Here is a 19,711-nt window from a genome sequence, read left to right as displayed (position 1 = left end):
AGGGCCTCGAGCCTCACTAGCGCGCTACCGGGCCGATCAGCCCCGCAATCCTCGATCTGCAGCCGTGCGCGGGGTTCGGAGGTGACGGCGGGGTCGACGGCGACCGGCCTCAGGGCCGCGACGGATCCTCCGGCAGGAACCGCGCCACCGCGTCGTGGATCGTCGCGGCGATCTCCGCTTCCCGACGCTCGAACTCGTCGAGCAGGCCGGACACGGCGACCGCCAGCGGGCGGCCCTTGCTGTCGATGCGCCGGGGCAGCGGGACCGCGATCGAGCCGGCGCCCGGCGTGACGAGCCCGCGGGAGAGGAAGTGCCCGTCCCGCCGCAGCCGCGCCAGGTTGGCCAGGACGGCCGCGACCGCGATCGGCGGCTGCTCGGTCGGCGCCTCCGCGTTCGTGCGGCGGACCAGCGGACCGATCTCGGCCTCCGGGCTGTCGGCGAGGAGCGCGGTGCCGGTCGCCGACCAGACGACGAGGCGGCGCGTCCCGGGCGGAACGTGGAAGCGCATGGCGGTGCGCGCCTGCAGGACGTGGACGTACTGCGAGAAGATCGCGTTGCGCGCGGCGAGGATCACCGTCCCACCCGTGCGCTCCGACAGGTGCTCGAGCATGCGCACGAGGCTGCCGTCGCGCACCGGTCCCTTGTCGAGCCACGCGCCGAGGAGCGCCACCCGGGGCGACGGCAGGAAGCTGCGGCTCGCCGGGTCGTAGTCGAGATAGCCGAGCCGGACGAGGCTCTTCAGGAGCACCGAAGTCGAGGATTGCGGGACGCTCAGCCGCTCGGCGATCTCGGAGACCCTGGCTTCCCGCTGGATCTCGTCGAACAGCTCCAGGATCTGAAGCACCCGTCCGGCGGACTTCACCAGGGCCACATCCGAACCGGCGGGATCGGCCCCCACCGTCAGGTCGGTGGACGCGGTGCCCCGCGGAGCGATGCGCTCAACCATGACGCGACGCGCGAAACGACAGTCCCGGAGGCCGCACAGCTCGAAACGGCCCTGGTCGCCCACGCGCGGATCCGTGGTGATCGCGGCGCATCGCAGGCACGTTCCCTCCTCCGCCGCGCCAACAGCCCGCGCCGCTCGCCGGCACTATAGATCCGGCATGCCCAGCGACCCCCATCATATATGTGATATTCCTCAGCATATGGGCGATGGCGGTTGATGCCGGGTGCGGGCTCTGCCCTACTCGTGCGCGGTGTCGGACTCGTCTGAATGACCGGCACCGGGAGACCGCGCGGCAAGCGCGGCCCTGCTCGGGAGGAATGCCGATGTCGCTCCGCCACGCGGCCGTCGCCGCGCGCCTCCTCGCCGCCGCGCTGATGCTCCCGGCCCTCGGCGGGGCGGCCCGGGCCGAGACGGCCTCTGTCCGCATCGGCCTGCAATACGGCCTCGTCTACCTGCCGGTGATGATCGCGCAGAGCGAGGGGCTGTTCGACAAACGCGCCAAGGCCGCGGGGCTCGACGGCTTGTCGGTCACGCTGACGCGTTTCAGCGGCTCGACCGCGATGAACGACGCGCTGCTCTCCGACAGCGTCGAGCTCGGCACCCTCGGCTCGGCCGGTGCCCTGATCGCCTGGGACAAGACCCGCGGGAGCCAGCAGATCAAGAGCCTCACCGCCCTGAGCTCGGTCGTCTACACGCTGTTCACCGGCAAGCCCGGCGTCGCCGCGTTGAAGGACTTCACCTTCGGCGACAAGATCGCGGTCCCGGCCTTCAACTCGCCCCAGGCGATCCTGCTGCGGGTCGCGGCGGCCCAGCAGCTCGGCGGATCGGCCAAGGCCGACGCGCTGATGGTGAGCCTGCCCCATCCGGACGCCACCGCGGCGATGCGCGCCGGACAGGGCATCGCCGGCTACTTCGCGACGCCGCCCTTCACCCAGGTGCTGCAGGCGGATCCCAAGATCCGGACGGTCATGTCCTCGACCGGCCTGATCGGCAGCGGCGACATCACCGCCGCGACCCTGAACGCCAAGCAGGGCTTCGTCGACGCGAATCCGAAGGTGGCGCAGGCGATCCGCGCCGGGATGGAGGACGCAGTCGCGCTGATCCGCAGCGACCCCAAGCGCGCGGCGTCGATCTACCTCGCCTCCGAGCAGGTGCAGATCGACCACGCGCAAGTTGAGGCGATCCTGACCGACGGTTCCATCGTATACGACGTGGCCCCGAAGGGAATGGTCGCTCTCGCCAAGGCGATGGCGACGCAGGGCTTCCTGCGGAAGGTGCCGGGCGACTGGCAGGAGATCTTCTTCCCCGGCCTCGAGGGCCGCGACGGCAGCTGAGCGCCGCGGATTCGGCGCCGCCAGCCCGTCCCGCCGCTCAGGGAGCCCCGATGCACAGTTTCCGCTTCAGCGCCGAGCCGCTCCCGCCCGAGGCCGAGGCCGCCCGCGCGTCCGTCCGCGCCTTCCTCGACGCGGAACGGGCGGCCGGGCATTTCGTCCCGCACCGGACCTCATGGACGACCTTCGACGCCGCCTTCAGCCGGCGCGCGGGGGCCGCGGGCCTCATCGGCCTGACCCTGCCGGAGGCCTATGGCGGCCACGGCCGCTCCGGCCTCTTCCGCTTCGTCGTCACCGAGGAGATGCTGGCGGCCGGCGCGCCCTGCGGCGCGCACTGGATCGCCGACCGCCAGTCGGGGCCGCAGATCCTCCGGCACGGCACCGAGGCGGCCAAGCGGGCGATCCTGCCGCGGATCTGCCGGGGCGACTGCGCCTTCGGCATCGGCATGAGCGAGCCGAATTCCGGCTCGGACCTCGCCGCCGTCCGGACCCGCGCGGTCCGCGACGGCGACGATTGGGTGATCAACGGCTCCAAGATCTGGACGACGAACGCCCATCAGGTCGACTACCTGCTGGCCCTGGTCCGGACCGGCGAGCCGGGGCCGGACCGGCACGGCGGGCTGACCCAGTTCATCGTCGACATGGCGGCCCCCGGGGTGACGGTGCGGCCGATCCTCGACCTATCGGGCCATCACGAGTTCAACGAGGTGTTCTTCACCGATCACCGCGTCGCCGACGCGATGCGGATCGGCGCCGAGGGCGCGGGCTGGGGTCTCGTCACCGAGGAGCTCGCCTTCGAGCGCTCGGGGCCCGACCGGTTCCTGTCGGATTACCGGCTGCTCGTCGAACTCGTCGACCGGATCGGGCCGGAACCGGACCGGTTCCAGGCGGTCGAGACCGGGCGGATGGTGGCGCAGCTCACCGCGCTGCTGGGCATGTCGGCCTCGGTGGCGCGCCTCCTCGATCAGGGCGTCGTGCCGGGCGTCGAGGCGGCGCTCGTCAAGGATGTCGGCAACGGCTTCGAGCGCGCGGTGCCGGAGATCGCCCGTCGGCTGGTGCCGGTCGAGCCGAGCCTCACCGCGCAGGGCGACGCCTTCCGCGAGGCTCTGGGCGGCGTGACCCTGCGGGCACCGTCCTTCACGCTGCGCGGCGGCACCCGCGAGGTCCTGCGCGGCGTCATCGCCCGGGGGCTGGGGCTGCGATGAGCCGGATGGAGCACGCCGAGGCCGGCGACGCGGTCGACGGGATCGTCCTCGATCAGGTCGAGCGGCTGCTCGCCCAGCACCTCACGCCGGCGCTGCTGTCGGCCTGCGACGGGGCCGCGGGCGCGGCCGCAAGGGCGGCGGATCTCTGGCCGGCGGATCTCTGGACGGCGCTCGCCGAGAGCGGCCTGCCGCTGGCGCTGGTGCCCGAGGCGGAGGGCGGGATCGGCCTCGCCGCCACCACCGCTGCCCGGCTGATCCGGCGCTGCGGCCGGGCCGCCCTCCCCCTGCCCCTGCCGGAGACCGTCGCGGGCGCGGCGCTCTGGGTCGCCGCGGGGGGACAGGCGGGCGACGGCGCCCTGTCGCTGGCCCCGGGCGGTGGCCCCGTGCGAATCGCGCCGCACGCGGAGGGCTTCGTCCTGGACGGACGGGTCGCGCAGGTGCCCTGGGGCGGTTCGGTCGCGGCCCTGCTCCTCGACGCCGTCGACTCGGCCGGCGTCCCGCACCTCGTGCGGATCGCCGCCCCCGAGACGATCCGTGACACGCACCACAATCTCGCGGGCGAGCCGCGCGACACGCTCGACCTAACGGGCCACACCGTCCCGGCCGAGGATGTCCGCGCCGCGCCAGGCTGGGCGACCGGCGCGGGCGTGCCCTCCGTCGAGGCCGTCGGCGCCTGGGTCCGGGCGCAGCAGATGGTGGGCGCCCTGGAGACCTGCCTCGGCTCGGCCCTCGCTCACGCCCAGGAGCGGCAGCAATTCGGGCGGCCGCTCGCCAAGTTCCAGGCGATCCAGCACATGCTGGCCGAGGCCGCGGGCCACGTCGCGGCCGCGACCGCGGCCGCCGACCTTGCCGCCGCCTGCTGGGGCGACCCGCGCTTCGTCCTCGCCACCGCCATCGCGAAGGCGCGCTGCGGCGAGGCGGCGGGCCACGTCGCGGCGATCGGCCACCAGATCCACGGGGCCATGGGCTTCACCCAGGAGCACCCGCTCCATCGTGCCACCCGGCGGCTGTGGTCCTGGCGCGACGAGTTCGGATCCGACGCCCTCTGGCAGGAGCGGATCGGGCGCGCGGTCTGCGCGGGCGGCGGCGCGGCCCTCTGGCCGATGTTGGTCCGCCTGCGCGGCGGCGCCGGGTGACAGGGGAGACAGGCGTGCCGGATCACTCCGCCGAAACTCACTCCACCGAGACGAACACGGCCGGCCCGCTCGCGGGCGTGCGGGTCGTCGACCTGACCAGCGTGATCATGGGGCCCTCGGCGACCCATATGCTGGCCGATCTCGGCGCCGACGTGATCAAGATCGAGACGCCGGAGGGCGATTCCTTCCGGCATTACCGGCCTGCCCGCGGCGCCGGGATGGGCGGCAACTTCCTGCACCTCAACCGCAACAAGCGCAGCGTTCGCCTCGACCTGAAGCGGCCGGCGGCGCGGGCCGCCCTCGACCGGCTGATCGCCACGGCCGACGTCTTCGTCCACTCCATGCGGCCCGACGCGATCCTGCGCCTGGGCTACGGCTACGCGCGGGTGCGCACGCTCCAGCCCGACATCGTCTTCTGCGGCGCCTACGGGTTCGGGGCCGACGGTCCCTACGCCCACAAGGCGGCCTACGACGACCTGATCCAGGCGGGCTCGGGCCTCGCGGCGCTCCAGACTGCCGCCTATGGCCAGCCCGGCTACCTGCCCACGGTGCTGTGCGACAAGATCGCCGGGCAGGCCATCGCCTGCGCGATCCTCGCCGCCCTCTACGAGCGCCGGGCCGGCGGCGGCGGGCAGGCGGTCGAGGTGCCGATGTTCGAGACCATGGTGGAGTTCAACTTCGTCGAGCACATGGTCGGCTACGCCTTCGAGCCGCCGCTCGGTCCGCCGGGCTTCAACCGGGTCCTGAGCCCGCGGCGCAAGCCCTACCGGACCCGGGACGGCCACGCCTGCATCCTGCCCTACTCGGACCGGAACTGGCGCGACTTCTTCATCCATACCGGCCGGCTCGAATTCGTGGACGATCCCCGCTTCGCGCCGCTCGCCGTGCGGGTGGAGAACATCGAGATCCTCTACGCCCTGGTCGAGGAGGAGGCGACGCGCCGGACCACCGCCGAGTGGGTGGCGTTCTGCGATTCGGTGAGCATCCCGTGCATGCCGGTCCTCGGCCTGGAGGACCTGCCGGAGGACGCGCACCTGAAGGCGGTGGGCTTCTTCGGCAGCGCCGAGCACCCGAGCGAGGGGCGCTACCGCACCATGCGCCGGCCGGTCTCGTTCAGCGGCAGCCGCTTCGCGATCCGCCGCCACGCCCCCCGGCACGGCGAGCACACCGCCGAGGTCCTGGCCGAGGCCGGGCTCGACCCGGCCGAGATCGCCGCCCTGACCCTTGAGGAGACCGTCCAATGAGCAGCGCGGGCGAGACAGGCGGCGCGGGGGAAGACCTGCTGTTCTCCGTCGCGGAGGGCGTGGCGACCATCACGCTGAACCGGCCCGAGCGGAAGAACGCCTTCACCTTCCCGATGATCGAGGCCTGGACGGCGGCCCTGCAGCGCTGCCGCGCCGACGCGGCGATCCGCGTCGTGGTGGTGACCGGCGCGGGCTCGGCCTTCTGCAGTGGCGGCGACATCGTCGAGATGGGCGAGCGCCTCGACCAGCCGCCGGCCCGGCGCAAGGAGGAGCTTTACGGGCGGATCCAGCGCATCCCGCTGACGCTGGAGGATCTCGACAAGCCGGTGATCGCCGCGCTCAACGGGGTCGCCACCGGCGCGGGCCTCGACCTCGCCCTGATGTGCGACCTGCGCTTCGCCGCCAGGAGCGCCCGCTTCGCCGAGACCTACGTGCGGGTCGGCCTCGTCCCCGGCGCGGGCGGCGCCCATTTCCTGCCCCGCCTCGTCGGGACCGCGAAGGCGCTGGAGCTGTTCTTCACCAGCGATTTCGTCGATGCCGACGAGGCCCTGCGGATAGGCCTCGTCAACGGCGTCCACGCCGACGCGGACCTGATGCCGGCCGTGGCGGCGCTGGCGCGGAAAATCGCCAAGGCGCCGCCGCTGACGCTGAGCCTGATCAAGCGCGCGGTCTACCAGGGCATGCGCAACGACCTGCGCACCAACCTAGACCTGATCTCCTCCCACTACGCCGTCGTCACCGCGACGCCCGAGCATCGGGAGGCCGTGCAGGCTTTCATCGGGGGGCGCGACAGGACCTGACGCGTCGGGGCCCGGTCCCATTGCCGCCCGCATCAAGACCGAAACGTTTGTGCGGGCGACATCTTCCCCCCGGCGTCGCACTTTCGCGCTTGTCGCCACCGCGCTCACCTGCAAGTCTATACAAAATTCAATCCGCGCAACGACGCGGGCTCAGGTCTGGGAGGACGCGATGACGGCTCGGATACTCGGTGCGCTCGTGTGTGCGCTCGCCTTCGTCACGCCGGCCGCGGCGCAGAGCCCCATCGTCATCAAGTTCAGCCACGTCACCACCACCGACACGCCCAAGGGCCAGGGCGCCGAGCGGTTCAAGCAGCTCGCCGAGGAGCGCACCAAGGGCGCGGTCAAGGTCGAGATCTACCCCAACAGCACGCTCTACAAGGACAAGGAGGAGGTGGAGATGCTCCAGCTCGGCGCCGTGCAGATGCTGGCGCCGTCCACGAGCAAGTTCGGGCCCCTCGGCGTGAAGGAGTTCGAGGCCTTCGACCTGCCCTACATCTTCCCCAACGAGCAGGTGCTGCGGCGCGTCCAGGACGGGCCGATCGGCCAGGGCCTGTTCAAGAAGCTCGAGACCAAGGGGATCAAGGGGCTCGGCTACTGGGACAACGGCTTCAAGATCCTCACCGCCAACAAGCCGATGCACGCCCCCGAGGACGTGAAGGGCCTGAAGTTCCGGATCCAGTCCTCGAAGGTTCTGGAGGCGCAGTTCAAGCAGCTCGGGGCGCTGCCGCAGGTGCTCGCCTTCTCCGAACTCTACCAGGCGCTGCAGACCGGTGTGGTCGACGGCCAGGAGAACCCGCCGTCGAACGTGACGACCCAGAAGCTCAACGAGGTGCAGAAGCACGCCACGCTGACCTACCACGGCTACATCGGCTACGCGGTCATCGTGAACAAGGGCTTCTGGGACGGGCTGCCGGCCGACATCCGCACGACGCTCGAGGGCGCCATCAAGGACGCGACCGCCTACGAGCACGAGATCGCCGACAAGCAGAACGAGAAGGCGCTCGCCGACATCCGCGCCACCGGCAAGACCGAGGTGTACACGCCGACCGAGGCCGAGAACGCGGCGTGGCGCAAGGCCCTGGCGCCGGTCCAGCGCGAGATGGCTTCCCGCGTCGGCAAGGATCTGGTCGCGGCGCTCAACAAGGAAGCCGAGGCTGCGCCGAACAACTGACCCCGCCGCAGCATCGCCCGGACCGACCATGTTGCTGAAACTGCTCGATCGGCTCGAAGAGGTGCTGATCGGAACCCTGATGGCGGCCGCGACCGTCATCACCTTCGCCACGGTGGTGCACCGGTTCCTCTCCGGCATCCCGGCGCTGCAGGACTACACCGACCGGATCGACTTCGGCTGGTCGCAGGAACTGTGCATCTACATGTTCATCTGGGTCGCGAAGTTCGGCGCGGCCTACGGCGTGCGCACCGGCATCCACGTCGGCGTCGACGTGCTGGTCAACCGCCTGCCGCCGGGCGCGCGCCGGGTGATGGTCCTGGTCAGCCTCGCGGCGGGCGCGCTGTTCACCGGGATCGTCGGCACGCTCGGCACGAACTTCGTCTGGCGCATCGGCCACACCGACCAGACGACGCCCGACATGGAGATCCCGGTCTGGATCGTCTACCTCGCGATCCCGCTCGGCTCCTACCTGATGTGCTTCCGCTTCCTGCAGGTCGCGTGGAGCTACTGGAAGACCGGGCATCTGCCCGCCCGCGACCACGCCCATGTCGACGGCGTCCCGACCGTCGAGGGCGTCGACCCGATCCAGCTCGGCCGCGAGGGAAGCCCCGCATGAGCGGCCTGATCATCTTCGGGCTGCTCATCGCCCTGATGCTCACCGGCATGCCGATCTCGATCGCGCTCGGCCTGACGGTGCTGACCTTCCTGTTCACCCTCACGCAGGTGCCGATCGAGAGCGTCGCGCTCAAGCTGTTCACCGGAATCGAGAACTTCTCGATCATGGCGATCCCGTTCTTCATCCTCGCCGGCAACTTCCTGGCCCATGGCGGCGTGGCGCGGCGGATGATCGCCTTCACGACCTCCCTCGTCGGGCACTGGCCGGGCGGCCTCGGCCTCGCCGGCGTGGTCGCCTGCGCGCTGTTCGCCGCCGTGTCGGGGTCGAGCGTGGCGACCGTGGTGGCGATCGGCTCGATCATCCTGCCCGCCATGGTGGCGGAGGGCTACCCACGGCGCTTCGGCGCCGGGGTGATCACCACCTCGGGGGCGCTCGGCATCCTCGTGCCGCCCTCGATCATCCTCGTGCTCTACGGGGTGTCGACGAATTCCTCGATCGGCAACCTGTTCCTCGCCGGTGTGATGCCCGGCATCGTCCTGTCGGCCATGCTGGCGAGCGTCACCTTCGTCATCGCCAAGCGCCGCGGCTATCCGCGCATGCCGAAGGCGTCCTGGGCCGAGCGCCTGCGCGCCTTCCGCGAGAGCGCCTGGGGCCTGTTCCTCGTGGTGATGGTGATCGGCGGCATCTACGCCGGCATCTTCACCCCGACCGAGGCGGCCGCGACGGCGGCCGTCTACGCCTTCGTCATCGCGGTGTTCGTCTACCGGGACCTGAAGCTGTCGGACGTGCCCCGCGTGCTCCTCGCGTCCGCCAACATGAGCGCGATGCTGCTCTACATCATCACCAACGCGGTGCTGTTCTCGTTCCTGATGACGTCGGAGAACATCCCGCAGACGATGGCGGCGTGGCTGATCGCCATGAACTTCAGCCCGCTGGTCTTCCTGCTCGTCGTCAACATCATCCTGCTGATCGCCGGCAACGTGATGGAGCCGTCCTCGATCCTGCTGATCATGGCGCCGATCCTGTTCCCGATCGCGGTCAAGCTCGGGATCGACCCGATCCATTTCGGGATCATCATGGCGGTCAACATGGAGGTCGGCCTGTGCCACCCGCCGGTCGGGCTCAACCTCTACGTGGCGAGCGGGATCGCCCATATGGGCATCTCCGAGCTGACCGTCGCCGTACTGCCCTGGCTGCTGACGATGCTGGCCTTCCTGGTCCTAGTGACCTACTGGCCCGCCCTGTCCCTGTGGCTCCCGCGGGCGCTCGGGGCGATGTGACGGCCTGACGACCGGCGGAAGGATCCGATCGTCACGCTCGGCGCCGGGACGGCCGCTCCGGGCGCCCGTCCCGATCGCACCGGCACGGGCCGGCAGGAAGCCTGAGCATCCCTGCCGTGCCCGGAAACCGCCGCTCAGGCAGGCTGCGCGACCGCGGTGCTGCTGTGCCGCAGGGTCAGCGACAGGCAGACGATCGCGAGGACGCAGGCCGCCAGCAGGAGAATGAAGCAGCCGTTCCAGCCGTAATGGTCGGTCGTGTAGCCGACCAGCGCGCTCGCCGCGACGGAGCCGCCGAGGTACCCGAACAGGCCCGTGAAGCCCGCCGCCGTTCCGGCCGCCTTCTTCGGCACGAGCTCGAGGGCCTGAAGGCCGATCAGCATCACCGGCCCGTAGATCAGGAAGCCGATGCAGATCAGGGCCGCGAGGTCGACGCCCGGATTGCCCTCGGGATTGAGCCAGTAGACCAGCGTCGCCGCCATGACGCCGAACATGAACACCACGCCCGTCGCGCCCCGGTTGCCGCGGAACAGCTTGTCGGACAGCCAGCCGCAGAGAAGGGTACCGGGAATGCCGGCCCACTCGTAGAGGAAGTAGGCCCAGGAGGTCTTGTCGACCGAGAAGTGCTTGGCCTCCTTCAGGTAGGTCGGCGCCCAGTCCAGCACGCCGTAGCGGAGCAGGTAGACGAAGACGTTGGCGAAGGCGATGTACCAGAGCATCCGGTTCTTCAACACGTGCTCGACGAAGATCTCGCGCGTGGAGAACTCGCGCTCGTGGTTCGCGTCGTAGCCGTCCGGATAATCGTCCTTCCAGGCCTCCACGGAGGGCAGCCCGCAGGATTGCGGCGTGTCGCGCATGGTGATGAAGGCGAAGACCGCGACGCCGAGCGCCACGGCGGCGGGCACGTAGAACGCCGCGTGCCAGTCGTTGAACCAGGCCAAGCCGAGCAGGAAGAGCGGGCCGATCAGGCCACCGCCGACGTTGTGCGCCACGTTCCAGACCGAGACGACGCCGCCGCGCTCCTTCTGGGACCACCAGTGCACCATCGTGCGGCCGCTCGGCGGCCAACCCATGCCCTGGAACCAGCCGTTGAGGAACAGCAGCACGAACATGATGCCGACGCTGGAGGTCGCCCAGGGCACGAAGCCGAACAGGAACATCACCAGCGCCGAGAGCACGAGGCCGATCGGCAGGAAGTAGCGCGGGTTGGAGCGGTCCGAGACCATGCCCATCAGGAACTTGGACAGGCCGTACGCGATCGCGACGGCGGAGAGCGCGGTGCCGAGCTCACCGCGGCTGTAGCCCTGCTCGACGAGGTAGGGCATCGCCAGCGAGAAGTTCTTGCGCAGAAGGTAATAGCCCGCATAGCCGAGAAAGATGCCCGCGAAGATCTGCCAGCGCAGCTTGCGGTAGGTCGGATCGACGCGATCCGTCTGAATGGGTGGCCTGTGGGCCGCGGGAGCGAGAAAGCCGATCATGGCGCGCCTTGGTGCTTGAGACCGCGGATGGACCCGGGCTCATCCCGGGCGCATCTCGGATTGGACGGGGTGCTGAGGTGCAGCGCTCAGCGTCGCGCCGTATCGGCGCGCCGACGCGCGATCCGCGCGTCCGGTCTCGACCTGTGGCGATGGTGGACGGCATGGTCCGGTCGCGGCATCGTTTCCTCCTGTGATGCGGCGCCTCTCCGGCTCGGCCGGGTCGCCGTCTCTCGGTCTCGCTGCGTCCTTGCCGGTCTCAGACGGCGGCGGCCATCGCGCCGTCGGTGCGGCCGGTCATGGACGCGATCCGCGCTCGGAGCGCCGCGACCTCGTCGGGCGAGAAGGCGAGACCGAGCTTCGACCGGCGCCAGAGGACGTCCTCGGCGGTGCGGGCCCACTCCCGGTCCATCATCCAGCGCAACTCGCCCTCGTAGAGGCCGTGCCCCAGATCGGGCCCGAGGTTCGAGGCGATGCGCAGCGCGTCCGTCCCGTAGGCGGCCACCATGCGGGCGACCGTGGCGGCGCCGAGCCGGGGGGCGGCGCGGGCGAGGCGCGCCTCGAGCTCGGCCACCCCGTCCACCGGGAAATCGCCGCCCGGCAGCGCGGCGGCTCCGGTCCACGAGCGGCCGCGCGCCCCGAGGCGCTGACCGATCTCCTTCAGGGCATCCTCGGCCAGCTTGCGGTAGGTGGTGATCTTGCCGCCGAAGATGTTCAGCACCGCCGCCTCGCCGGCCGCGCCGTCCGTCTTCAGCACGTAGTCGCGCGTCGCCTCCTGCGCCGCGGAGGCGTGATCGTCGTAGAGGGGGCGCACCCCCGAGAAGGTCCAGACGATGTCGTCCCGACGAAGCGGCGTCGCGAAGTACTCGCTGGCGGCGCTCAGGAGATAGGCGATCTCCTCCTCGGTGATCGCCGCGTCGGCGGGATCGCCGGAGAAGTCACGGTCCGTCGTGCCGATGAGCGTCGTGTCGTTCGCGTAGGGGATCGCGAAGATGATGCGCCCGTCCGCGTTCTGGAAGATGAAGGCCCGGTCGTGGTCGTAGAGCTTGCGCATCACGATGTGCGAGCCCTGCACGAGGCGCACGTGCTTGGCCTCGCTCCGGCCGAGCGGCCCCTGGATCACCCGGTCGACCCAGGGGCCGGCCGCGTTGACGAGGAAGCGCGCGGCGATCTCCTCCTCGCGGCCGGTCCGAAGCTCGCGCCGGACGATGCGCCAGAGATCGCCCTCGCGCCGGACCGAGACGACGCGGGTCCCCACCGCGATCTCGGCGCCCCGCGCCTCGGCGTCGCGCGCGTTGAGCACCACCAGGCGCGTGTCGTCGACGCGCGCGTCCGAGTACTCGAAGCCGCGCCGGAACTCGGATTTGAGCGGGGCGCCGATGGGGCCGGAGAGGTCCACGGGGCGCGTGCCGGGCAGGCGCTTGCGGCCGCCGAGATGGTCATAGAGGAATAGGCCGATCCGCAGCAGCCAGGCCGGACGCAGGCCCGCGTGGAGCGGCAGGACGAAGCGCAGCGGGCGCACGATGTGGGGCGCGATTCCCCAGAGCACCTCGCGCTCGGCCAGTGCCTCGCGCACGAGGCGGAATTCGTAGTGCTCCAGGTAGCGCAGACCGCCGTGGATCAGCTTGGTCGACCATGACGAGGTGCCGCTGCCGAGATCGTTCTGCTCGGTCAGCGACACCGAGTATCCCCGGCCGGCCGCGTCCCGCGCGATGCCGCAGCCGTTGATCCCCCCGCCGATGACGGCAACGTCGAACGTCCGCATGATCCTCCCCCTCTCGTGCCGCGGCGTCGGACGCGCGGCTGCGAAAGCAGAGGAATTGAATACGAAACCAAAGGAAAGTCAATCGAAACCGATACGCTCAGCGACCGGTTTCGACGAGCCGCACTCCGGACGCGCGGCACAGGTCGCGCAGCGTATCGCTGGGGCAGCGATCGGTCACGAAGGTGCCGACCTGGCTGAGCTGGGCGAGCCGGACCGGCGCGCTGCGCTCGAACTTGGTGGAATCGGCGACCAGCACGACGTGGCGGGCGTTGGCGATGATCGCCTGCGCGACCCGGACCTCGCGATAGTCGAAGTCGAGGAGGGCCCCGTCCTCGTCGATCGCCGAGGCCCCGATCACCGCGAAATCGACCTTGAACTGGCGGATGAAATCCACCGCCGCCTCCCCGACGATCCCCCCGTCCGAGCGGCGGATCAGGCCACCCGCCACGATGCACTCGATCTCCGGGCTGGGCCGCAGGGCGAGCGCGACGTTGAGGTTGTTGGTGATCACCATGAGGCCGGAATGGCTCAGCAGCGCCCGGGCAACGGCCTCGGTGGTGGTGCCGATATTGATGAACAGCGAGGAGCGGTCCGGGATCAGGTCGGCGGCCGCGCGCGCGATCGCCGCCTTCTCGGGCGCCGCGATCGCGTTGCGTGCCTCGTAGTCGAGGTTCTCGGCGCCCGCGCCGAGCACCGCCCCGCCGTGGATGCGCGAGAGGAGGCGCGCGTCGCAGAGGTCATTCAGGTCCTTCCGGATGGTCTGCACGCTGACCGCGAACCGGCCGGACAGGGCATCGACCGAGACGCGCCCCTCGGTCCGGGCGACGTCCATGATCGCGTTCTGACGCTCCGAGAGCATGCCTTCAGACCTCCGCGTGGCGAAAACGAAACCGGTTTCGGTGCGAACGCGCGAACGATGCCGGAAAGCGAAGGCGCGCTCTGAACCGGCCTTCACGCCTAGCGGATTCACCTCCGGGAAGAAACTTCGGGACCCCGCGGCCCGGCCCGGCGGATGTTGACGATGCGCGCCCGCGCGTCGACAAGCGCCGCGATGGAACGGTTTCGGTATTCGCATCGATGACGCGCGCGGCCGTCCCGCAGAACTGGTCTCCGGTCGGAGGCGGGGATCTCGGCGACCTGATCCGCGGTCATGACTGGGCGGCGACGCCGCTCGGGGCCATCGCCTCCTGGCCCGCGCCCGTCCGGACCATCGTCCAGACCCTGCTGCTCTCGCCGGTCCCGACGGTGGCGATCTGGGGAAGCGACGGGATCCTGGTCTACAACTGGGGCTACGCGGAGGTCTGCGGCCCGCGCCATCCGGAGGCCCTCGGCGGGCGTCTCCTGGAACTCTGGCCGGAAGCCCGCGCCTTCAACGCGCACGTGATCGCGAGTGGCCTGGCCAGTCGCCCGCTCAGCTTCCGCGCCCAGGAACTGGAGCTCTGGCGACACGGGCGTCCGGAGACGGTCTGGATGGACCTCGACTACACGCCCATCCTGGACGACGACGGGACACCGATCGGCACGCTCGCCACGGTGCGCGACATCACCGAGCGCGTCCTCAGCGAGCGTCGGATCGCCGAGAACGAGAGCCGCCTCGGTTTCCTCGACCAGCTGGGCCAGGCAACCGCGAACGCCCGCGACGCCGGCACGATCCTGGAGATCACCACGCGCTGCGTCGGCGCACACCTGAACCTGTCGAATTGCGCCTACGCCGACATGGATCCGGACGGCGACGGCTTCACCATCCGCGGCAACTGGCACGTGCCGACGGCGCCCTCGATCCTCGGGCACTACAGCCTCGCCGATTTCGGCGCCCTGGCCGTCCAGGAACTCAATGCCGGCCGGCCGCTCATCATCAACGACAACGCCGCCGAGCTCGCCCCGCACGAGGCCGAGGCCTTCCGGGCGATCGGGATCGCGGCCACCATTTGCATGCCGCTGGTGAAGGACGGACGGCTCGCCGCCCTGATGGCCGTCCACCACGCGCGGCCTCACCGCTGGTCGCGCGCCGAGCTCGCGCTCATCCGCGAAGCGACCGAGCGCTGCTGGGCGCATATCGAGCGTGTCGGCGCGGAGGCGAGCCTGCGGCTCAGCGAGGCGCGGCTCCGCGCCCTGGTCCACGCGACCTCCGACGTGGTCTACCGCATGAGCCCGGACTGGCAGGAGATGCGCCAGCTCGACGGCCGCGGCTTCCTGTCCGACATGGCGGAGCCGAGCGTGCGCTGGCTCGACCGCTACGTCGATCCGGCCGACAGGCCTGAGGTCATGGCCGCCGTCAACGACGCGGTCAGCCGCAAGGGCCTGTTCGAACTCGAGCACCGGGTCCGGCGCGCCGACGGCGGCGTCGGCTGGACGCTGTCGCGCGCGGTGCCGCTGATCGATCGGCACGGGACCGTCACCGAGTGGTTCGGGATGGCCAGCGACGTCACGTTCCGCCACGAGGCCGACGCGCGGCTCAGGGAGAGCGAGGCCCGCTTCCGCGCCATGGCGGACGACGCGCCGGTGATGACCTGGATCACCGACGAGACCGGGGCGTGCATCTACCTCAACCGGCGCTGGTACGAGTTCACCGGGCAGGCGGAGGCCGAGGCGCTCGGCCTCGGCTGGCTGGACGCGATCCATCCCGACGACCGCGCCCACTCCGAACAGGTGTTCCTGGCGGCGAACGCCGACCGAGCGTCGTTCCGCCTCGAATACCGCCTCCGGGACGGGGACGGCCGGTACCGCTGGGCGCTCGACGCCGCGTCGCCGCGGTTCGCCTCCGACGGCGCGTTCCTCGGCTATTTCGGCTCGGTCATCGACATCGACGAGCGCCGCGAGGCCGAGGCGCGGCTGCGCACGCTGACCGACGTCGTGCCGGCCTTCGTCTGGTTCGCCTCGCCGGACGGCCGGCTGCATTACCTGAACGACCGCTGGTGCGCGTATACCGGCCTCGACACGCAGGCGTCGCTGCCCGATGGCTGGATCGAGGCGGTGCATCCGGACGATCGCGCGCGGACGGCGGCGGTCTGGGCGGACGCGCGCGAGTGCGGTGTCACCTACGAGATCGAGGTGCGCTATCGGCGGCACGACGGCGCGTATCGCTGGTACATGGCCCGGGCCGAACCGCTGCGCGATCCCGGGGGGACCATCACCGCCTGGTTCGGGACATCGACCGACATCCACGACCGCAAGCTGGCGGAAGACGGCCTGCGCGAGTTGAACGAGACCCTGGAGAGCCGTGTCGCCGAGCGCACCGGAGAGCTGCTCAAGACCGAGGAGGCGCTGCGCCAGTCGCAGAAGATGGAGGCCGTGGGCCAGCTCACCGGCGGCGTGGCGCACGACTTCAACAACCTTCTGACCATCATCCGCTCGTCAGTCGACTTCCTGCGCCGGCCCGAGCTGCCCGAGGCGCGCAAGGCCCGCTACCTCGACGCGGTGTCCGACACGGTCGATCGCGCCGCCAAGCTGACCGGCCAGCTTCTCGCCTTCGCCCGCCGCCAGACCCTGGACCCGCAGGTCTTCGACCTCGGCGACCGGTTGCGGGCCGTGGCCGAGCTGCTCGACACGGTGACGGGCGCGCGGATCCGGGTCGTCACCGCGATCCCGGAGGTCTCCTGCGCCGTGCGCGCCGACCTGAGCCAGTTCGAGACGGCGCTGGTGAACATCGCCGTCAACGCGCGCGACGCGATGGACGGCGAGGGCACCCTCACGCTGCGATTGACCTGCACCTGCCCTCTGCCGGCGATCCGCGGGCACGCGGCGAGTGCGCGGCCGTTCGCGGCGATCGCGCTCACCGATACCGGCTCCGGCATCGCCCCGAACGTGCTGGACCGGATCTTCGAGCCGTTCTTCACCACCAAGGAGGTCGGCAAGGGGACGGGCCTGGGCCTGAGCCAGGTATTCGGCTTCGCGAAGCAGTCCGGCGGCGATGTCGCGGTCGAGAGCGTGCTCGGCGCGGGGACGACCTTCACGCTCTACCTGCCCGAAGTCGCGGCCGAGTCCGCGCCGTACGCCGCCGTCGCCCCCGCGGAGCCGGCCTCCCCCATCGGTTCCGGCCAGCGCGTTCTCGTGGTGGAGGACAACGTCGAGGTCGGCACCTTCGCCACGCAGATTCTGGAAGATCTCGGTTACGAGACCACCTGGGCGGCGAATGCCGAGGAAGCCTTGGACCGGCTCGGACCCGAGGGAACGGAGTTCGACGTCGTGTTCTCGGACGTGGTGATGCCGGGGATGGGCGGGCTGGCCCTCGCGCAGGAACTCAGGCGCCGGATGCCGCGGCTTCCGGTGCTCCTGGCCTCAGGCTACAGCCACGTCCTCGCGCAGGACGGCGCGCACGGATTCTCGGTCCTGCACAAACCCTACTCGGCCGAGCAGCTCGGACGCCTGCTCCGGCAAGTCACCGCGCGGAAGCGGGGCGCGACGGCGACGCCGTGAGCTGCTGCGGCGCGCACGCGCGCCCCCCCGGCTGTTTGCTGATGCAACCGGCGGTGTAAGACGGGCGCCGCCGACCCGGACGGATGACGGTGCCGTCCCCCCGCGCGCGACTGACATGACGACGCCTGAACACCCATACGCGCCCGCCACCGGCAACGGCGGCCCCTTCGACGCCGACGGCCTGCGGCTGACGCTCGACGAGGCCGGCATCTGCGGCTGGGCCCTCGACATCCCGACCGGGCGCGTCACGATCCTCCCGTCCTGCATCCGCCTGTTCGGCGTGCCGCCGGACCGTCTCACCACCCTGGACGAGATCCAAGCGCGCGTTCACCCGGACGACCGCGCCGCCCGGGCGGCGGCGATCGGGCGCGCGCTGACGGACGGCGGAAGCTACGAGATCGACTTCCGCGCCGTGCATCCCGATGGACGCGTTCACTGGTTGCGCTCGCGCGGGCGCGTGCAGGTCGATGCCGGCGGCCGGCCGTGCCGGCACCGGGGCGTGGTCTTCAGCATCCACGCGCAGAAGCAGGCCGACGAGGAGTTGCGGGCGCGCGAGGCGCACCTGCGCTCGATCCTCGACACGGTCCCCGATGCGATGATCGTCATCGACGAGCAGGCGCAGATCAAGTCGTTCAGCGCGGCCGCCGTGCGCCAGTTCGGCTACGGCTCGGACGAGATGGTCGGGCGGAACGTCAGCGTGCTGATGCCGGAGCCGTACCGCAGCCAGCACGACGCCTACATGGCCCGCTACCTCCGGACGGGCGAGCGCCGGATCATCGGCATCGGCCGCGTCGTGGTCGGCCAGCGCAAGGACGGCTCGACCTTCCCCATGGAGCTGTCGGTCGGGGAGATGCGCTCGGGCGGCGAGCGCTACTTCACGGGCTTCATCCGGGACCTCACCGAGCGGAACGAGACCGAGACGCGCCTGCAGGAGCTGCAGTCCGAGCTGGTGCACATGTCGCGCTTCACCGCCCTCGGCGAGATGGCCTCGACCCTGGCCCACGAGATCAACCAGCCCCTGACGGCGATCGCGAGCTACCTGAAGGGCTGCCGCCGCCTCCTCGGGCGCATGGAGGGTCCCGAGGTGCCCCTGCTCGCCGACGCGGTGAATCAAGCGGCCGACCAGGCCCTGAGAGCCGGGCAGGTGATCCGGCACCTGCGGGATTTCGTGTCGCGCGGCGAGAGCGAGCACCACATCGAGGGATTGCCGAAGCTGATCGAGGAAGCGAGCGCCCTGGCCCTCGTCGGCGCCAAGGAGAAGGGCGTGCGCGTCCGCTTCGATCTCGACCCGGACGCGCCCCTCGTGATGGCGGTCCGGATACAGGTGCAGCAGGTCCTGCTCAACCTCATCCGCAACGCGATCGAGGCCATGCAGGACGTCGCCCGGCGCGACCTGACCGTCGCCACGCGGGCGCTGCCCGCCGAGGGCCTGGTCGAGGTGCGCGTGTCGGATACCGGGACCGGCATCGCGCCCGAGATCGCCGAGCAGCTCTTCCAGCCCTTCGTGACGACGAAGGCGAACGGCATGGGCGTCGGCCTGTCGATCTGCCGGACCATCGTCGAGGCCCACGGCGGCAAGATCCAGGCCGGACCCGGTCCGGACGGCGGGACGACCTTCCGCTTCACCCTGCGCACCTTCGACCGCGAGGAGATGGCTCATGTCGAGTGACGCGCCCGTGCACATCGTGGACGACGATCTCGCGGTGCGTCAGGCGCTGGCCTTCCTGCTAGCGACCGACGGGCTGACCGTCCGCGTCCATGATTCCGCGACCGCCTTCCTGGCGGCGGAGCCCGAGCGCGTCGGCTGCGTCGTCACCGACGTGCGCATGCCCGGCATCGACGGCGTCGAGCTCCTGCACCGCCTCCGTCAGCGGGGCAGCCTGCCGCCGGTCATCGTCATGACGGGCCACGCGGACGTCGCCCTCGCGGTCGCGGCCATGAAGGCCGGCGCGGTCGACTTCATCGAGAAGCCGTTCGACGACGAGGTGCTCCTCGCCAGCATCCGCTCGGCCCTGGCGCGCTCGGACCGGACGGCCAAGCGCGCGTCCGAGCGCGACGCGGTGCGGGCGCGCCTGGCCGAATTGACCGAGCGCGAGCGGCAGGTGCTGGAGGGACTGATCGCCGGCAAGGCCAACAAGGTGATCGGCCTCGATCTCGGCATCAGCCCGCGGACGGTGGAGATCTACCGGGCGAACGTCATGTCCAAGCTCCAGGCCGGCAGCCTTTCCGAACTCGTCCGCATGGCCCTGATCGCGGGGCAGACGGACGGCGACTGAGCGCGGGAGCGGTCCCGCGGGCGGCCGGTCTCTCGGGCGCCCCGGGCGCAGCA

General features: G+C 70.9%; 15 protein-coding genes. 11 read left to right on the top strand and 4 right to left on the bottom strand.

Translation table 11 applies throughout. The features are described 5' to 3' along the window. Positions 1-109: 109 nt before the first annotated feature. Positions 110-946, bottom strand: coding sequence for an IclR family transcriptional regulator (locus tag BMY19_RS12680; RefSeq protein ID WP_244534903.1), 837 nt, complete (start codon positions 944-946; stop codon positions 110-112). A gap of 323 nt (positions 947-1,269) precedes the next feature. On the opposite strand from BMY19_RS12680, the gene BMY19_RS12675 reads away from it, so the two are divergent. From BMY19_RS12675 to BMY19_RS12640, 8 genes are all read left to right on the top strand, one after another. Continuing rightward, entirely contained in the window at positions 1,270-2,280 is a 1,011-nt protein-coding gene (locus BMY19_RS12675) for an ABC transporter substrate-binding protein (RefSeq protein WP_244534902.1), read from the top strand. Between the two features lie 50 nt (positions 2,281-2,330). Continuing rightward, complete coding sequence (locus BMY19_RS12670) at positions 2,331-3,482, top strand: acyl-CoA dehydrogenase family protein (RefSeq protein WP_100251928.1); 1,152 nt, start codon at positions 2,331-2,333, stop codon at positions 3,480-3,482. Positions 3,483-3,487: 5 nt separating this feature from the next. Beyond that, positions 3,488-4,618 (top strand): acyl-CoA dehydrogenase family protein, encoded by a 1,131-nt coding sequence (locus BMY19_RS12665; protein ID WP_244534901.1) that lies wholly within the window; start codon positions 3,488-3,490, stop codon positions 4,616-4,618. 14 nt (positions 4,619-4,632) lie between these two features. Beyond that, complete coding sequence (locus tag BMY19_RS12660; RefSeq protein ID WP_100251926.1) at positions 4,633-5,862, top strand: CaiB/BaiF CoA transferase family protein; 1,230 nt, start codon at positions 4,633-4,635, stop codon at positions 5,860-5,862. Beyond that, on the top strand, positions 5,859-6,662 hold the full coding sequence (locus BMY19_RS12655; protein WP_100251925.1) for an enoyl-CoA hydratase/isomerase family protein: 804 nt from the start codon (positions 5,859-5,861) through the stop codon (positions 6,660-6,662). The genes BMY19_RS12660 and BMY19_RS12655 overlap by 4 nt, the downstream gene beginning before the upstream one ends. 169 nt (positions 6,663-6,831) lie before the next feature. Continuing rightward, a complete protein-coding gene (locus BMY19_RS12650) occupies positions 6,832-7,833 on the top strand; it encodes a TRAP transporter substrate-binding protein (protein ID WP_026604925.1) in 1,002 nt (333 codons plus the stop codon). Between the two features lie 28 nt (positions 7,834-7,861). Continuing rightward, positions 7,862-8,449 (top strand): TRAP transporter small permease, encoded by a 588-nt coding sequence (locus BMY19_RS12645; protein ID WP_100251924.1) that lies wholly within the window; start codon positions 7,862-7,864, stop codon positions 8,447-8,449. After that, a complete protein-coding gene (locus BMY19_RS12640) occupies positions 8,446-9,729 on the top strand; it encodes a TRAP transporter large permease (protein ID WP_056533341.1) in 1,284 nt (427 codons plus the stop codon). Before BMY19_RS12645 ends, BMY19_RS12640 begins: the two co-directional genes overlap by 4 nt. Positions 9,730-9,863: 134 nt before the next feature. On the opposite strand, the gene glpT is transcribed toward BMY19_RS12640, so the two are convergent. The 3 genes from glpT to BMY19_RS12625 all read right to left on the bottom strand — a co-directional run bounded on the left by glpT (position 9,864) and on the right by BMY19_RS12625 (position 13,825). After that, positions 9,864-11,204 (bottom strand): glycerol-3-phosphate transporter, encoded by a 1,341-nt coding sequence (gene glpT / locus BMY19_RS12635; protein ID WP_020093148.1) that lies wholly within the window; start codon positions 11,202-11,204, stop codon positions 9,864-9,866. A 256-nt stretch (positions 11,205-11,460) separates the two neighbouring features. Continuing rightward, positions 11,461-12,966, bottom strand: a complete 1,506-nt coding sequence (gene glpD / locus BMY19_RS12630; protein WP_100251923.1) for a glycerol-3-phosphate dehydrogenase — start codon at positions 12,964-12,966, stop codon at positions 11,461-11,463. A gap of 97 nt (positions 12,967-13,063) precedes the next feature. Beyond that, positions 13,064-13,825 (bottom strand): DeoR/GlpR family DNA-binding transcription regulator, encoded by a 762-nt coding sequence (locus BMY19_RS12625; RefSeq protein ID WP_020093146.1) that lies wholly within the window; start codon positions 13,823-13,825, stop codon positions 13,064-13,066. A 218-nt stretch (positions 13,826-14,043) separates the two neighbouring features. Between BMY19_RS12625 and BMY19_RS12620 the strand changes: the two genes are divergently transcribed. The 3 genes from BMY19_RS12620 to fixJ all read left to right on the top strand — a co-directional run bounded on the left by BMY19_RS12620 (position 14,044) and on the right by fixJ (position 19,658). After that, positions 14,044-17,382 (top strand): PAS domain S-box protein, encoded by a 3,339-nt coding sequence (locus BMY19_RS12620; RefSeq protein WP_100251922.1) that lies wholly within the window; start codon positions 14,044-14,046, stop codon positions 17,380-17,382. Between the two features lie 115 nt (positions 17,383-17,497). Beyond that, positions 17,498-19,051: a PAS domain S-box protein gene (locus tag BMY19_RS12615; protein WP_100251921.1), complete on the top strand. Its 1,554-nt coding sequence runs from the start codon at positions 17,498-17,500 to the stop codon at positions 19,049-19,051. Next, on the top strand, positions 19,041-19,658 hold the full coding sequence (gene fixJ, locus BMY19_RS12610) for a response regulator FixJ (RefSeq protein WP_091978125.1): 618 nt from the start codon (positions 19,041-19,043) through the stop codon (positions 19,656-19,658). The genes BMY19_RS12615 and fixJ overlap by 11 nt, the downstream gene beginning before the upstream one ends. Positions 19,659-19,711: the final 53 nt, after the last annotated feature.

It is taken from the genome of Methylobacterium sp. UNC300MFChir4.1 (genome assembly GCF_900110155.1).
Lineage (GTDB): Bacteria > Pseudomonadota > Alphaproteobacteria > Rhizobiales > Beijerinckiaceae > Methylobacterium.
This window is presented reverse-complemented; position numbering and strand designations above follow the sequence as displayed.

Coding starts and splice junctions, on each gene's coding strand:
- BMY19_RS12620 (WP_100251922.1), top strand. CDS start 14,044: ATGACGCGCGCGGCCGTCCCGCAGAACTGGTCTCCGGTCGGAGGCGGG.
- BMY19_RS12615 (WP_100251921.1), top strand. CDS start 17,498: ATGACGACGCCTGAACACCCATACGCGCCCGCCACCGGCAACGGCGGC.
- fixJ (WP_091978125.1), top strand. CDS start 19,041: ATGTCGAGTGACGCGCCCGTGCACATCGTGGACGACGATCTCGCGGTG.
- BMY19_RS12665 (WP_244534901.1), top strand. CDS start 3,488: ATGGAGCACGCCGAGGCCGGCGACGCGGTCGACGGGATCGTCCTCGAT.
- BMY19_RS12675 (WP_244534902.1), top strand. CDS start 1,270: ATGTCGCTCCGCCACGCGGCCGTCGCCGCGCGCCTCCTCGCCGCCGCG.
- BMY19_RS12645 (WP_100251924.1), top strand. CDS start 7,862: ATGTTGCTGAAACTGCTCGATCGGCTCGAAGAGGTGCTGATCGGAACC.
- BMY19_RS12680 (WP_244534903.1), bottom strand. CDS start 946: ATGGTTGAGCGCATCGCTCCGCGGGGCACCGCGTCCACCGACCTGACG.
- BMY19_RS12655 (WP_100251925.1), top strand. CDS start 5,859: ATGAGCAGCGCGGGCGAGACAGGCGGCGCGGGGGAAGACCTGCTGTTC.
- BMY19_RS12640 (WP_056533341.1), top strand. CDS start 8,446: ATGAGCGGCCTGATCATCTTCGGGCTGCTCATCGCCCTGATGCTCACC.
- glpT (WP_020093148.1), bottom strand. CDS start 11,204: ATGATCGGCTTTCTCGCTCCCGCGGCCCACAGGCCACCCATTCAGACG.
- BMY19_RS12625 (WP_020093146.1), bottom strand. CDS start 13,825: ATGCTCTCGGAGCGTCAGAACGCGATCATGGACGTCGCCCGGACCGAG.
- BMY19_RS12650 (WP_026604925.1), top strand. CDS start 6,832: ATGACGGCTCGGATACTCGGTGCGCTCGTGTGTGCGCTCGCCTTCGTC.
- BMY19_RS12670 (WP_100251928.1), top strand. CDS start 2,331: ATGCACAGTTTCCGCTTCAGCGCCGAGCCGCTCCCGCCCGAGGCCGAG.
- glpD (WP_100251923.1), bottom strand. CDS start 12,966: ATGCGGACGTTCGACGTTGCCGTCATCGGCGGGGGGATCAACGGCTGC.